General features: G+C 30.6%; 17 protein-coding genes, 1 tRNA gene, 1 other RNA gene and 1 pseudogene. 4 read left to right on the forward strand and 16 right to left on the reverse strand.

Features of this window, described 5'->3' with window-relative positions; all coding sequences use genetic code 11:
- Positions 1-46 precede the first annotated feature (46 nt).
- The 4 genes from FHQ18_RS01885 to FHQ18_RS01900 are packed head-to-tail and all read right to left on the reverse strand — an operon-like array spanning position 47 to position 3,149.
- Positions 47-1,405 carry a DegQ family serine endoprotease gene (locus FHQ18_RS01885; RefSeq protein WP_149265480.1) on the reverse strand — a complete coding sequence of 453 codons (1,359 nt, stop codon included), beginning with the start codon at positions 1,403-1,405 and terminating at the stop codon, positions 47-49.
- Entirely contained in the window at positions 1,402-2,151 is a 750-nt protein-coding gene (locus FHQ18_RS01890) for a hypothetical protein (protein WP_149265481.1), read from the reverse strand. The genes FHQ18_RS01885 and FHQ18_RS01890 overlap by 4 nt, the downstream gene beginning before the upstream one ends.
- Positions 2,141-2,584, reverse strand: a complete 444-nt coding sequence (locus FHQ18_RS01895) for an anti-sigma factor family protein (protein WP_149265482.1) — start codon at positions 2,582-2,584, stop codon at positions 2,141-2,143. Before FHQ18_RS01895 ends, FHQ18_RS01890 begins: the two co-directional genes overlap by 11 nt.
- Positions 2,562-3,149, reverse strand: coding sequence for an RNA polymerase sigma factor (locus FHQ18_RS01900; protein ID WP_149265483.1), 588 nt, complete (start codon positions 3,147-3,149; stop codon positions 2,562-2,564). Before FHQ18_RS01900 ends, FHQ18_RS01895 begins: the two co-directional genes overlap by 23 nt.
- A 112-nt stretch (positions 3,150-3,261) precedes the next feature.
- Between FHQ18_RS01900 and FHQ18_RS01905 the strand changes: the two genes are divergently transcribed.
- The 4 genes from FHQ18_RS01905 to FHQ18_RS01920 all read left to right on the forward strand — a co-directional run bounded on the left by FHQ18_RS01905 (position 3,262) and on the right by FHQ18_RS01920 (position 5,793).
- A tRNA-Ser gene (locus FHQ18_RS01905) sits at positions 3,262-3,353 on the forward strand.
- A gap of 16 nt (positions 3,354-3,369) precedes the next feature.
- Positions 3,370-3,468, forward strand: an RNA gene (gene ffs, locus FHQ18_RS01910) — signal recognition particle sRNA small type.
- A 34-nt stretch (positions 3,469-3,502) separates the two neighbouring features.
- Positions 3,503-5,386 carry a SurA N-terminal domain-containing protein gene (locus FHQ18_RS01915; RefSeq protein WP_149265484.1) on the forward strand — a complete coding sequence of 628 codons (1,884 nt, stop codon included), beginning with the start codon at positions 3,503-3,505 and terminating at the stop codon, positions 5,384-5,386.
- A gap of 2 nt (positions 5,387-5,388) precedes the next feature.
- Positions 5,389-5,793: a gamma-glutamylcyclotransferase family protein gene (locus tag FHQ18_RS01920; protein WP_149265485.1), complete on the forward strand. Its 405-nt coding sequence runs from the start codon at positions 5,389-5,391 to the stop codon at positions 5,791-5,793.
- A 452-nt stretch (positions 5,794-6,245) separates the two neighbouring features.
- Here FHQ18_RS01920 and FHQ18_RS01925 read toward each other — a convergent pair.
- From FHQ18_RS01925 to FHQ18_RS01980, 12 genes and pseudogenes are all read right to left on the reverse strand, one after another.
- Positions 6,246-6,353 (reverse strand): annotated as a pseudogene (locus FHQ18_RS01925) (rubredoxin-like domain-containing protein); the annotation flags it as partial.
- Positions 6,354-6,369: 16 nt separating this feature from the next.
- Complete coding sequence (locus FHQ18_RS01930) at positions 6,370-6,597, reverse strand: NifU family protein (RefSeq protein ID WP_149265487.1); 228 nt, start codon at positions 6,595-6,597, stop codon at positions 6,370-6,372.
- Between the two features lie 10 nt (positions 6,598-6,607).
- The gene (nifU, locus tag FHQ18_RS01935; RefSeq protein ID WP_149265488.1) at positions 6,608-7,048 is read right to left on the reverse strand and encodes a Fe-S cluster assembly scaffold protein NifU; all 441 of its coding nucleotides are present in this window, start codon (positions 7,046-7,048) and stop codon (positions 6,608-6,610) included.
- A gap of 17 nt (positions 7,049-7,065) precedes the next feature.
- Positions 7,066-8,250 (reverse strand): cysteine desulfurase family protein, encoded by a 1,185-nt coding sequence (locus tag FHQ18_RS01940; protein ID WP_149265489.1) that lies wholly within the window; start codon positions 8,248-8,250, stop codon positions 7,066-7,068.
- A 12-nt stretch (positions 8,251-8,262) separates the two neighbouring features.
- Positions 8,263-9,039, reverse strand: coding sequence for a hypothetical protein (locus FHQ18_RS01945; protein WP_149265490.1), 777 nt, complete (start codon positions 9,037-9,039; stop codon positions 8,263-8,265).
- Positions 9,040-9,099: 60 nt separating this feature from the next.
- Positions 9,100-9,930 (reverse strand): helix-turn-helix domain-containing protein, encoded by an 831-nt coding sequence (locus tag FHQ18_RS01950; protein ID WP_149265491.1) that lies wholly within the window; start codon positions 9,928-9,930, stop codon positions 9,100-9,102.
- On the reverse strand, positions 9,927-10,673 hold the full coding sequence (locus tag FHQ18_RS01955) for a tetratricopeptide repeat protein (RefSeq protein ID WP_149265492.1): 747 nt from the start codon (positions 10,671-10,673) through the stop codon (positions 9,927-9,929). The genes FHQ18_RS01950 and FHQ18_RS01955 overlap by 4 nt, the downstream gene beginning before the upstream one ends.
- Positions 10,657-11,430: a type III pantothenate kinase gene (locus tag FHQ18_RS01960; RefSeq protein ID WP_149265493.1), complete on the reverse strand. Its 774-nt coding sequence runs from the start codon at positions 11,428-11,430 to the stop codon at positions 10,657-10,659. Before FHQ18_RS01960 ends, FHQ18_RS01955 begins: the two co-directional genes overlap by 17 nt.
- Complete coding sequence (locus FHQ18_RS01965) at positions 11,414-12,172, reverse strand: biotin--[acetyl-CoA-carboxylase] ligase (protein ID WP_149265494.1); 759 nt, start codon at positions 12,170-12,172, stop codon at positions 11,414-11,416. Before FHQ18_RS01965 ends, FHQ18_RS01960 begins: the two co-directional genes overlap by 17 nt.
- Positions 12,165-12,518, reverse strand: a complete 354-nt coding sequence (locus FHQ18_RS01970) for a response regulator (protein ID WP_149265495.1) — start codon at positions 12,516-12,518, stop codon at positions 12,165-12,167. Before FHQ18_RS01970 ends, FHQ18_RS01965 begins: the two co-directional genes overlap by 8 nt.
- Positions 12,519-12,554: 36 nt before the next feature.
- Positions 12,555-13,976, reverse strand: a complete 1,422-nt coding sequence (locus tag FHQ18_RS01975) for an HD family phosphohydrolase (protein WP_149265496.1) — start codon at positions 13,974-13,976, stop codon at positions 12,555-12,557.
- On the reverse strand, positions 13,957-14,985 hold the full coding sequence (locus tag FHQ18_RS01980; RefSeq protein WP_149265497.1) for a hypothetical protein: 1,029 nt from the start codon (positions 14,983-14,985) through the stop codon (positions 13,957-13,959). Before FHQ18_RS01980 ends, FHQ18_RS01975 begins: the two co-directional genes overlap by 20 nt.
- Positions 14,986-15,025 lie beyond the last annotated feature (40 nt).

Genomic DNA, 15,025 nt, shown 5'->3' on the forward strand with positions numbered 1-15,025 from the left:
CCCGCTTAAACTTATTAAAAAAGGAGGGATACCCCTCCTTTTTTAGTTATTCATCTTTATTGAATGCTATAAACTTACTTCCCTGCCTACTTACAACTTTTAAAGCAACAATATCACCTTTTTTTATTTTATCATAAATCTTATAAAATTCATCAGAATTTTTAACTTTATGTCTATTAATCCAAACAATTATATCCCCTTTTCTAAGCCCTGCTTCATAAGCATTAGAAGCTGGATCAACAATTGTTACTTTTACCCCGCCATCAATTCCAATTTCTCTTAACTCATTTTGATCTAAATCTGCAACAATTAATTTCCCTTCTCTTGAAATTTCCCCATTTGCTACATCCACATCTTTACGTTCTCCAAGTTCAACCTCAATTTTTTTAACTTTCCCATCTCTAATTACAGTCAACGTTACCTTTTCTCCCGGATTTCGTTTACCTATCTCCATCACCAAGTCCCTACTATCTTTAACAGGCTTATCATCAATTGCTATTACAATATCCCCTGCTTTCAAACCAGCTTTATCAGCAGGATCCCCTTTAATAACATCTGCAATCAAAGCTCCTTCAGGTTTTTTAAGACCAAATGATTTTGCAAGTTTGTCATCTAAAGGCTGAACTGTCACACCTAACCATCCTCTTTTTACTTTACCAGCTTTTAATTTTGGCAATAATTCTTTAAGCATATTCACCGGAATAGCAAAACCTAGCCCCTGTCCTGATGGAATAATCGCAGTATTAATACCAACTACCTCACCTTTCATATTTACGAGAGGTCCTCCACTGTTACCAGGGTTAATGGAAGCATCTGTTTGCATAAAATTATCATAAGGTCCTTCTCCAAGAACACGCCCTTTTGCACTTATAATACCTGCAGTAACAGTCCACTCGAGTCCAAAGGGATTACCAATAGCAACAACCCATTCACCCACCTCAGTTTTTTCAGAATCACCTAGTGTTAATGGATGTAGTTCTTCATCTTTTGGATCAATTTTTAACAATGCTAAATCAGTCAAAGGATCTTTCCCCACAACTTTTGCTTTAAATTCTTTTTTATCAGCAAGTTTAACAACAATTTCATCTGCACCATCTATAACATGATTGTTTGTAACAATATATCCTTCTTTATCAATAACAAACCCAGAACCAAGAGACTTGGATTTATATTCCTTAGGAACATCAAAATGCTTAAAATTATCACCAAAAAATCTTTTGAAAAAATCATCATCGAAAAAAAATGGAATACTTTTTCTTTTAATAATTTTGGTTGTACTAATATTGACAACCCCATCTCTTGTTTTTTTAACAACATCTACAAAAGATTCTGGTGCACCAAAATAGGCAAATAGATTTACCGCAAAAAGCAGCAACACACTTATGAACAATATTTTTTTTCTCATTTAATAACCTCCTTTTTTATTAAATACTTTATTATATTTTCCATTTCAAAATACGGAATTGTCCCTACGACGGTAAAAATATACCCATTTAAATATTCTCTTAGCATATAATTACCTAAAACAATCCTTCTTACCGTTTGAACTTCTCTTTCCCCTTTTTTCCAAAAAACTGAAAAACTGTTTAAACCATCCGTGAATAAAAGCTGATTTTCACCTTCTACATTTTTCCCCTTATAAATTAATTTAAACCCTTTATAAAAATAACACCCACTACATACTCTCTTAGACCTTTTAACAAATTCATTACTTCTTAATAAATTAAAAGTATAAGAATAAAGAAGTTTTTTTGATAAATCATAAACTTCATGTTTAAAAATTCTATTATCTTTATATGTCCAGATAACATGATTAAACCTATCATTAAAAACAGAGTAATACTCATAAATGCGGTATTGAGAATCTCCTATTTTCTTAAAAGACATTTTTTCAGAATAATACTCACTTGAGATTGCACCTGCATCAAAAAAATCATTAACTAAATTAACTACAGTGTTTTTTAAATATTTTTCTTTATATGTTTCTTTTTCAAAATCCAAGGTTATATAATGATGCTCATCAAGAGCAATTTTTATTGATACACCTTCAATATGCGTCTTTGCATAGCCTATTTTTATAGAAATGCTAAAAATTAAAAATATAATATTACTAATCAAAAAAAGCTTATTAAATATTAATTTATTTTTCATAATTTACTTTGGATATATGTGAATCTAAATCAATTACCCTATTTTTTTCCAGATGTTCAGCCACATATTTTTCTAATTTATACTGCTCGGCAATCTTTTCTTTATTAAGGTTGTTATATAAATAAAAAGATACAACGAATATGAAAAGTGCAGCAGCGACACTAATCCATACAAAGTAATTTTTCTTTTTCTTATTTAATCCTTTTCCCGCACTTCTGCTAATTTTAGACATAATCTCTGCACTTTTGTCATAATCGACTGGATTAGTTGTAAATGATATTTTTATATTGTCTTTTAATGACAAAATATTTTCATAGTACGTTTTACAATTATCACATTTTTTGATGTGAGTAATTAAATCACTTACTTCATAATCATTCAATTCATTATCTACGTATAATGAAATCATTTTACGATATTTTGTACAATCCATCTGCCAACCCCTGATTTATTAACCTTGTTTTAATTATTTGTCTTGCATTAAAAAGCCTTGATCTCACAGTTCCAACAGGAATATTTAAAACATCAGCAATTTCTTCATAGCTCATATCCTCCACTTCTCTTAAAATTACCACTAACCGTAATTTATCAGGAAGTGATTCAACAAATTTTCTTACATATCTTTTTAATTCTTCTTTTAATAAAAGCTCTTCAGGATTATTATCAGCTGCAATATTTTCAAAATAATCTGTTCTTTCACTCTCTTCATCATTATCAGAATATACATCCACATTTCTTTTACTTCTGTTTAAATGGCCAAGGGCTAAATTAATAGCAATTCTTTTTAGCCATGGGTAAAACTGGGATTTATCACGTAATGTCTCAAGTTTTTCAAATGCTTTCATAAAAGCCTCTTGCACAATATCATCAGCAACTTCTGTATCTTTCACCAGAGATAAAATCGCATTAAAAAGCTGCTTTTGATATTTAATAATCAATAGTTCAAATGAATCTATATCACCTTCAAGCACTGTCTTAACAATACTTTTATCAGACACTCTTTCCTCCTTCACTAATTAGACACTAATATACACCAAAAGTTCAGAATTTGAATATGGAATTGTTGACACAAAGAATATTTTAAGTTATAGAGACATTCTGCTACGATTTGGAGAGGTGTCCGAGTCTGGCCGAAGGAGCACGATTGGAAATCGTGTGTACCGTTAAAAGCGGTACCGAGGGTTCGAATCCCTCCCTCTCCGTTTCAACAGGATGGCTCGATGGGGCCTCTGCAATGGGAGCTGCGTGAACCCCGCCAGGCCCGGAAGGGAGCAACGGTAGCGTGGTTTCCCATGTGCCGGAGTGTCCCTGTCGAGCCAATTTAAATCAAAATTTCATTGAGGAGTCACATATGCTCAGAGTATTCAGAGAAAAGAAAAGATTATTAAGTATTTTTCTTTGGTTAGTAATCGCTGCATTCATTGGCACCATATTCTTAGTATGGGGAATGGGAGGAAAAACAAAGCAGGCAAATTTTGCCATAAAAGTGAATGATTACGAAGTAAGTTTTGCAGAATATCAAAAAGAATACGAAAACTTCTCCAATACTCTGAAATCTTTATTAGGTGGAAATCTTCCTGATAATCTTGATATCAATAAACAAGTTATAGATGGAATTGTTGAAAAGTACCTTTTAATCGATGAAGCTAATAAGAAAGGTGTCTTTGTTTCTGATATAGAAGTCCTTCACGAAATACAAAAAATTCCTTCATTTCAAACAAACGGAAAATTTGATGGAAAACGTTATATGGAAGTTCTAAAACTTAACAGAATGACGCCATCTCAATTTGAACGCTCTATTAGAACAGAATTAATAGTTAATAAAATGAAAGCGTTGATAGAAAACAGCGTCTTTGTAAATGAAGATGAAATAAAAAATGAATACAATTACAGAAATACAGTAGCTAAAATAAGTTATATAAAAATCTCATCTGAGAAATTTAAAAACAAAGTAAAGTACACGGATAGCGAACTCAAAGATTATTTTGAAAAAAACAAAGAAAATTATAGAGTCCCTGAAAAAATAAAAGTGAAATATATAATGTTCGATCCAGAACAATTTAATAAAACTTTCAAAGCAACTGAAGAAGAAATTGAAAAATACTATCTTCAACATCCAGATGAGTTTCAACAAAAAGAGGAAATAGCTGCAAAACATATTTTGATAAGAGTTAAAGACTGGAAAAATAAAAATGAAGTGGAAAGTGCTAAAAAGAAAATTAGTGACATCCTAGCTAAAATTAAAAAAGGTGAAAAATTTGAAGATTTAGCAAAAAAATACTCTGAAGATCCATCCGCTAAAAATGGTGGTGATTTAGGTTATTTTACCAAAGGGCAGATGATAAAAGAATTTGAAGATGCAACATTTAAATTGAAAAAAGGTGAAATTTCAGACGTTGTAAAAACACCTGTGGGATTTCATATAATTAAAGTTTACGATTATAAACCTGAGAAAAAGTTGACTTTGGACGAAGCAAAAGAACAAATAATTGAAAAATTAAAGACATTGAAAAAGAATGCTGCTTTCAACGAATATGTGTTTAATACATACAGAGACATTTTAAAAGCCTCAAATATTACTGCCTATGCTCTAGAAAATAAAAATATAAAAGTTTATGAAACTGGCTATTTCTCCATATTTGACAACGTCCCTCCTATTGGAAATAATATTGATTTAAAAAATAAATTATTTAGGCTCGATACCGCTGAAATTACAAACATTGTTGATATTCAAGGGGTAAAATACATTTTTGAGCTTGAAGATAGAAAAGATTCATACATCCCAGAATTTAATACAATTAAAGATGAAGTAACAAAAGATTTTATCGATGATAAAGCGGTGGAGTTAGCTAGACAAGAATCTGAAAACTTTTTGAAGAAATATAAAACCATTAATGAGATAGCAGATAAAGAAAAATACTCAGTTACAACCACTCCATATTTTAAAAGAACGGAACCTATTCCTGATTTAGGCATTAACACCGATTTATCTAAAGATATTTTTACTAATAAAGGTAAATTGTTATCAACACCTTATGAAATGGGTGACAATGTTTATATTATCTCAGTTATTGATGTAAAAACACCTGATTACAATAAAATAACTAAAGAAGAAAAGGATGAAATTAAGAATTATATCTTAAATATAAAGCAAAATGAGGCTTTAAGCAGTTATATTGATAAATTGAGAAATCAGGCAAAAATTGAAATAAATCCTGCGATAATTACAAAATAAATATGAAAGATCTGTTTTTCTTCTACGGCACCCTAAGATTGGGGTGCCCTATTTCAACAGTTGTCTTAAAAAATGCAAAATATATAACTACCATAACACTACAAGGTAAATTATACCTTACTAAGGATAAATACCCATTATTTGTTCCAGGTAAAGAAGGATTAGTAATTGGAGATATATTTGAGGTGCCAGCAAGCCTTATAGATCAGCTTGATGAATATGAAGAAATAAATTCTCCCCATTCTCCCTATGAAAGGGTGAAATTCAATAAAAATAATATCACATTTTGGGTTTATGCTGCAAAAAAAGAATTTTCAAAAAAACTAAATGAACTAAAAGTCATCCCTTCCGGAGATTGGTTGAATTATATCAAACAACATAGAAAAAACTCACTTTTCTCAGCCTAAATTAATGCTTACTAATATTAGCAAGCATCCCTTCTGAGTTAATAACAAAAGAATTCAAAAAATCTTAATTTCTTGCAGAATAACTTACCTACAACCATAAAAAACAATTCGAGGGCATTGCACAATAAAAAACGTTTCAAGTGTGTAACTTTATGATAAACAATAGATTGCTTCGCTGACGCTCAGGGTGACAACTCTTTTTTTCGTCATTGCGAGGAGCGGATGCGACGAAGCAATCTCATTATTATCAATATGTTAAACACTTGGTTGTGCATTCATGATATTTAACTGTGTACTGTGCAATATCCTCAATTCTCTAGCCCATAAAAATTGAAGGATGTGGGGAAATAGAAAAAGTTCGAAGTTCAAAGTTCAATTTTAAAATTGGTATACTTGAGTTAAAAACAAAAAAGGAGAGGTTTGAAACCTCTCCTTTCAAAAATTAGATATCATTCTACTTCTTCAAATTCTGATGCAGGTACGTTACATACAGGGCATTTATCAGGTGGAGTATCACCTTCTATAATATATCCGCATACTTTACATTTCCACTTTTTCATAAATAACCTCGAAAAATTAAAGCGCAATCACCTCTTTAATTTCAGGAATCATCTCTTTAAGTCTCATTTCAATACCATGCTTTAAAGTCATAGTACTAAACGGACATGTCCCACATGCACCTGTTAACTGAACTTTAACGATACCATCTTCAGTTACATCAATTAATTCTACATCACCACCATCAGCTTGAAGCCCTGGTCTTACCTGGTTTAAAACTTCTTGAACACGTTCTTTTAATGTCATCAAATACCTCCTAACTAACTACCTTTGATTTTATTTTTTCTTTCATTTCATCCACTATTTTTGGATCTTTCCCCATTCTGGAGTAATAATCTTTTAATGCAGCTTCAATTGCTTCTTCAGCCATCACAGAACAATGAATTTTTGCTGGTGGCAACCCATCCAAAGCTTCTACAATGGCCTCATTGGTAAGCTCTAAAACCTCTTCTACTTTTCTACCTTTAATTAACTCTGTTGCCATTGAGCTTGACGCAATTGCAGCACCACACCCAAATGTTTTGAACTTCACATCCTCAACAACACCTTCATCATTTATCTTCATATACAGTTTCATAACATCGCCACATGCTGGATTGCCCACTTCACCAATCGCATTTGCATCTTCAATCTCCCCCATATTTCTTGGATTCATAAAATGATCCATAACTTTGTCACTATATGGTCCTTTTGCCATCATATCCTCCTAAAACATTACTTTTTGTTAAAATAAGGTGACATTTCACACAATCTATTAACTATACCTGGAGTAATCTCCAAGACATAGTCCACATCTTTCTCTTCAATATACTTTGACATGGAAAAAGTCAATGATCCGGCACAAATATCATTGGGAACTCCAACCGCTGTTAAAACATGAGATGCCTCAAGCTCTTCCTCATCTTCTGCCAAAATATTTGAAGAACATGCAGAACCACTTGCTGCGCATACTCCTTTTAAAGAGTACCACATGAGCAATGACTCGCCTTCAATATACTCTATCCAAAAACTTACATGGCCAGGTAATCTTTTCTCAGGATGCCCTGTAAAATGGAGAAAATCAAACATCTTTGCAAGTCCATCCCATAATTTCTGTCTCAACTTAATCATCTTTTTACTGTACTCAGCCATTTCTTCTTTGGCAATTCTAGCAGCCTCTCCCATACCCACAATTGCAGCTACATTTTCTGAACCACTTCTATAACCTTTCTCCTGAAATCCTCCATCAAACAACGGTGTAATTCTAACTCCATCACGAATATATAAAGCAGCAGCACCTCTTGGGCCATAAAAATTTTGAGATGCAATACTTAAAAGGTCGCATTGAAACTTTTCAACATCCACTTCAACATGTCCACAACTAGCTACTGCATCCACATGAAATATGACACCTGCTTCTTTGCATACTTTACCTAATTCTTCAATGTCTTGAATTGTGCCGATTTCAGGATTTGCATGCATTATAGAGACCAAAAGAGTATCTTTTCTAATGCTCTTTTTCAAATCTTGCGGATTTACAAGACCGGTATTATCAACTTTTAATTTTGTTACTTCATATCCATAGTTTGTTAACTTCAACGCCACATTCTGCACTGAATAATGCTCTATTTCACTAATAATAATATGTTTTTTATCTTTATACTCAGGGTTATTAGCAACCCCTTTAATAGCCAAATTATTAGACTCTGTACCACAAGACGTAAAGATAATATTATCAGGCTTGGCATTAATTAATGCAGCCACATGCCCTCTTGCCTCTTCGATAGCTTCAAAAGACTCTCTACCAAGCGGGTAAAAATGAGCACTGGGATTTCCGTATTTTTCACTAATAAAAGGTAACATCTTTTCTACAACCCTTTTATCAGGCTTCGTACCCGCCACATTATCCATGTAAATCATATCAAACTCCTCTTATTTAATTTCATCCATTATTTGGTTGATTATTACTTTCAAATAATCACCAACCAGTGTAATCTTTTTATTGTTTTTAAAATATGAAACTTTTTCACCTTCCAGTGCTTCTTGCAAGGTATCTATGGATCGCTCCTCAAATATTTTATCATCTTCAATTTCACACTCTCCATAAATATCAATCACAAATCCTGTCGAAACAGGAAGCATCCTCAATTCAAAATCTACTTCCAAATTTTCTTTTAAAAAGGACAAATAATTTTTAAATATATTATTATCTTCTTTTATAAAAAAGTAATTAAAAGGTAACATCTTATCCAACACTTTGTATACGCTTCTTGTAAACGAAAATATATCTCTCGTCTGATTTAGCAAATCATCAACTGCAGCTTTGCCAAAAACTGCAGCAGGAACATTTATAACGGCAAAAATATCATCTTCATCCATATCAAGCTGCTCTAAACAATAAAGTATAGGCTCGGAAATATACGAAACATGTTTAACACCTCTAACAGTACGAGAAAAATCGATCACTTTTCTTTCATAACCCTTTAACCTTTCAAGATAGTTAGAAATATCACTCAAAACTATTAAAAAATCATCCTCAAACCTTTCAGGCACGCTATTAATATTAACAAAATCACTATTATCCATTGAATCTAAATAACCTTGCTCAGTATAAATATTGGTTAATATTGATAGACCTCTGTTATTTAGTGTCTCTACTAATTCAGAAAGCAATAAAGAATCGTTTGCAAAAATTCCCACTTTAAACATAATTCATACCTTTTTTGTCTTTTTTTTACAAAATATACGTATTAAATAAAAAAGCAAGCATTATTTTATCTTTTCATACATTAAATAATTATCTTCATTTACAGTGAAATACAAATTTTTCACAGGCTGCCTATATCCACCAAATCTTGAAAACGTAATATTATCATATTTTATAGTCAATGCAGCGGCATTACCAATATCTATTAAAAAATATTTTTTAAATTTAATCTCTTTTTTAGTACCCTGCTCTGCAATAAAGTCTAAAACGGATGAATTATCAATTTTTATGTTCACCCAACAAATATCATTGAATATAAGTGTAACTTTATGTTTAGTTTCATTATCCAATAACTTCTTCTCTTTTATCTTTTCAAGAATTTCTGCAGGGTCTATCTCCATTGAACTGCTTTCAGTTTCATTTGCAGCAATAACATCTTCATATTTAGTAATATTCTCAGCAACAGTTTCTGTAATAATCACATCTTTTTTTTGACTTAATTTCTTTTTATTCACACTTAGGAAATAATAAACAACCCCTAAAATTAAAACTAAAACTACAACAAATAATATTATTGCTCTATGTATATTTTTTAAATTTACTTCTTTCTGAATGATTTCATCACTCTCAATTCTTACAAATTTTCTTTCAAAATCCTCTTTTTTACACTCTTCATCAAAAATGCTTTTCAACTCATCAAAATTAAGTCCTAAAAATTCACAATATGCTTTTGCAAAACCATATGCATGTACATATGAAGGTAATTTTGTATATTCTCCCTTTTCAATAAATTCTAGATAATGTTGACTTACTTTTATATTACTAGATATATCTTTTAGTGATAATCCCTTTTCTTCTCTTTTCTCTTTAAGGAGCTTTGCAAATTCACTCACTTATAAATACCCAATGAATTAAGATATTTAGATGCTTTTTTTGCTTCAGGGCTATTAGGAGTTTTTATAATAATTTCTTCAAAAATCTCTACGGCTTTATTATACTTTTTTTGGTTATAGTAATGCTCACCCAACTTCAATTTAAGTGAATTATTAGCCGGATTATACTCAACACTTTTTTCCAAAATCGCTTCAGCTTTTTCAACCTGATCTGTTTTCATATAAATGTCATACAACATCAAGTAAGAAGCAGTAAAAAATCTATTCATTTTTACTGATTTTTGAAAAAAGATTGAAGCTTCTTTTAGCTGTCCTAAAGTAAAATAAGCATAACCAATATTATAATATACCATCGGAATGTTAGGATATGTTGGATCCTGTAATATCCTCATCCATTGACTAATTGCCTCTTCAGTTTTTCCTTTTGCAGCCAAAATAGATGCATAGGTATTTATATATTCAGAATTATTTGGAGCAATATTTAAAGCTTTTAAAATATTCTCTTCAGCTTTAGAAAAAATATTCTTTTTTAAATAAAAAGTAGAAATGGCATAATATACCCTATCATCTTTTGGATTATACTTCAAAGCTTCCTCAAATTCTTTTAAAGCTCTGAAATCATTTTCACTAGTCAAGTATGCAAGTCCCAATTTATAATGGGACTCAGAAAGTTTTAACTTATCTACTCTTGGAGCACATGAAACAAAAATTGCTATTAAAAAAAAACTAATTATTTTTTTCATATATTATCCTCAACCCTTCTAATGTTAAATTCGGTTCATATACTTGCAAATATTTTGACTCTTCAACAAAAATACTTCCAAGTCCACCTGTTGTTACAATGGATAAATTCTTTGTATCACATTTCAACTCATCAATTATCCTCTCGATAATACCGTCAACCATCGACAAATATCCATAATAAATACCTGATTGAATCGATCTGATTGTATTGCTTCCCACTATTCTTTCAGGCTTTTCTATTTCTACTTCAGGTAATTTTGCTGTTCCTGTATGCAAAGCTTTTATAGAGAGCTTAATACCAGGACAAATCAAACCACCAACATAACTACCATTTTTATTAATCACATCAAAAGTGGTAGCGGTTCCAAAATCAACTATTATTGCAGGATAGCCGTACATGCTGATTACAGCCGCAGCATTTACAATTCTATCTGCTCCTACTTCTTTAGGATTTTCTATCGCAATCTTTACCCCTGTTTTAATACCAGGTCCTACAATCATTGGCTCACTGTTTAAATATTTCCTACATAACTTACTAAAAGTATATATTAAGGAAGGAACAACACTAGATATTATAACGCCACGAATATTATCAATATCTATCCCTTTTTTTTCCATTAACAACATAATAATAGAAGCATATTCATCTGTAGTCTTCAAATAGTCTGTGGCAAGTCTAAAATTTGAAATCAATTTATTATTATGAAACACACCTAAAACTATATTGGTGTTTCCAATATCAACTGCAAGTATCATATCCTATTTCTCCATAATAAATTATCTTTTCTTTACCATTCATATCCTTTACGATTAAAGATCCATCATCATTTATACCTTTTTCAATAAACTTTTCAACATTATTATTATAATGAAACATTATTTCTTCATTAAGATGCGCAGAATATTCAACCCAATATTCTTTAATTAAATTAAGTTTTCTCTCCCACTTTGCAAACTCTTCAAAAAACCTTATAAAAAAGTATTCTTTATTAATTTTTTCACCTTTTAGTTGAAAAATTGACACTGCTCTATGTTTCAATTCGTCAGGAAATTCTTTATTATTTAAGTTAACTCCAATCCCTAAAACCACTTTCTTCAATTTATTCCCTTCCATTCTTGCTTCTAGTAAAACACCTGAAACTTTCTTGCCATCAACTACCACATCATTAGGCCACTTTACTTTTGAATTTATTGAATAATCACTTTTCATTACATCACACAATGCATAAGCAGAAATAATATTCATTTTAAACAAATCTATAAAATTATTATTTTCCAATACCAGAGTAAAATACAGATTACTTTCCTCATCAGAATTCCATACTCTTCCTTGCCTACCTCTTCCTTTAATCTGCCTATCAGCAACTATAATATTATCGGGACTCAAATCAGAATTTAATGCAAAGTTATTTGTAGAATCAATGGTCTTAAAGTAGATTACATTATAATGCGGTTTAATCTTTTTTAATATTGTGTTTACTTTTTTCAAATCAAACATTTAATACATTTTTAACTCTACTTATTAAATCATCTAAATTTGAGCTCTTTTCCACAAAATATACATTACCATGAAGCTTGTCGAGCCCTTCATAAGAGTCAATATTTGCTGAGTATAAAATTACTGGCACATTACTTTTTTCACCAATAACTTTCAAAACCTCATCCCCTTCAACCTTTGGCATCTTCAAATCCAATATAACCAAATCAATATCATTTTCTTCAAAAGAAATTAACGCCTCTTCCCCATCCACTGCAGTAATAACGTTAAGTTTTAAATCACACAGCTCATCTCTCAACAACAATCTTATTGAAGGATCATCATCAACTATTAACACAGTTTTCACTTTACTTCCCCTTTCAGATATTAAAGCTTGTGTATATTATAACATATTGTATATTTTTTTCTCTATAAAAAATTCAACAATTTTTTTATCAAGTTTCCCTTTATCAGCTTCTTCACTAATAATCTTTAACGCCACATCAACAGGCACTGCTTTTTTATAAGGTCTATCCTTAGCAGTTAAAGCATCAAAAATATCAGCAATTGCCATCACTTTACCATAAATATGAATTTCATCTTCTTTTAAACCAAAAGGATATCCACTTCCATCAAGCCTTTCATGGTGCATACATGCAATTTTTGGCACATCTTTAAGTTCTTTTGTCCAAGGAATCTTTATCAAATACTCATAAGTATGGAGCACATGAGACTCAATTTCTTTTCTTTCCTCATCAGTTAAAGTACCCTTCTTTACAGACAACTGTTTATATTCATGTTCGTCCAGCAATCTATACTCATCCCCAATACTATCCTTGAATATTACATTTTTTAACCTATCCAGTTTATCTGACAGCTCATTTTCAAGAATTGTTGGCTCATTAGCCCTTTCTACTAATTCATACATCTCTAAAAACTCATCCTTATCGATATTTTCTACACAATGATAAAGTTTTAGCTTCATTTGTAATGCTTTAAATTGATCGTCATATAATTTTTTTGGTTTCATCAACACGTTTTCTCTAACACCTATTTTACCAAAATCATGTAGCAGTGTTGCATACTTTAAAACTTTCCAATCATCTCTACCCATTTTAAAATCAGGAAAATTTTCATCATCTTTGTCCATTTCCTCAATAATCTTATATGTTATTCTGTAAACCCTCTCTGTATGCCCTTTTGTAATTGGGTCCCTTGATTCAACAGCCTGAACACTAGCCCTGATAAAGCCTTCAAACATTTCCTCAATGTTTTTATAAAGTATGCTATTTTCCAAGGCTACCCCAATAATACCACTCAAAGAATGAACCACATTAATATCTTTTTTGTCAAAAACAGTGACATCCTTTTCAAAATTAATAATAGGATTGCCAAAAGGTATGTTTTTTTTATTTATAAGTTGTAATACTGAAATAAGATTATTTTTTGCATCAAAAATAGGAACCAAAAGCATCGATTTCGTACGATAATTTGACAATTTATCAAAATCTCTATTAAATTTAAAAGGAAACTCATCTCCTAAACAATATACATCATCTATAATAAACATCTCTTTCTTAAAAGCACAGTATCCGGCAATACTGTTTTCATCAACAGGCAAACTAAATTCCTTAAAAGGTATATCTACTGTATCATTTTGTGTATATTTAAAAATCAAAGTATCAGATTCTTCATGATAAAGATATATACTTCCAGCATCAGCATTTACAATTTCTCTCAGCCGCAATAAAACTTCATCCATCAATTCATCTAAGTCTTTTTTGCTTACAAGCAGTGATGCAATCTCAAGAAGTTTTAAATCCATATCTAACACCATTTTTTAAGAAAGCAAATAATGCAATCAGACCAGATATTACAAAGAAGCAAAACGAAATATACAAAAGAAAAGCATACGGTTTTATTAAATAAACAGACAAACACACTAGAGACAACAATAAATTTGCCATACAATATATTCTTTTTTTAACATTTTTAACAAACAGATAAAATAAACCGAACGTAGCCCAAGTATAATGAGCAAAATGTGCATGTAATAAAAGTATTACCTTATCACTTACCCCTGCAATTACTGTATACAAATACCAGAAGCCGAAAATTCCAGTTAGCAGCAAACCCATATAATTGAAAAATAAAAATTTATCATTAATCTTCCCAGATTTAACAAAATAATAAAAAATAAGAAGCAACAAAATCCCTGCACTCGATAACTCAATAATCGGGATATTTAAAAGCATTCCAATAAACATAGTTAAAACACCACCCACTAAAACAATCACAGAAACTACAATCTCTTTCTTTTTCATTTTTAAAAATTTAACAAATTCAGAAAAAAGTATAAGTGATAAAGGGAAAGAAAAAGACAAGTAATTATAAGAAAATTTTGTTTTCATTCCAAAAAAAGTATTATAGTTTAATGAATACATAAAATAAACCCAATCTAGAAGTAAAATATAAATAGAACTTTTTATAAATAATTTTTCTAAACCAACATAATCAGGATCGTATCGTAATAACATAGGTATTGTGAAAATAAAGTATACAAAGCTTACAATGGTAATCAAAACATAAAGCTTAAAGCAAATTAATGTTATCAATATTATTGAAAGATAAAAATATATCTTTTGTAATGTATCAAAAACAACTTTAAAATTTTTTTCGTTAACAACAATAGATAAATATGCATTTAATGCAAATCCCAAAATACCTACCATACCATGGAAATAAACACCCTCTTTAAACATGAAAAAGTCTGAATAAAAAAACGTGGTGAAAGCCGTTAAAAAGAAATAAAAAAATGTTAGCTTTTTTAACATAAAAGGCAATTTATCACTAATTTCCGTTTTTAACAACTAA

Origin of the sequence: Deferribacter autotrophicus, from assembly GCF_008362905.1 — a bacterium.
In the GTDB taxonomy this organism is placed as follows: Bacteria; Chrysiogenota; Deferribacteres; order Deferribacterales; family Deferribacteraceae; genus Deferribacter; species Deferribacter autotrophicus.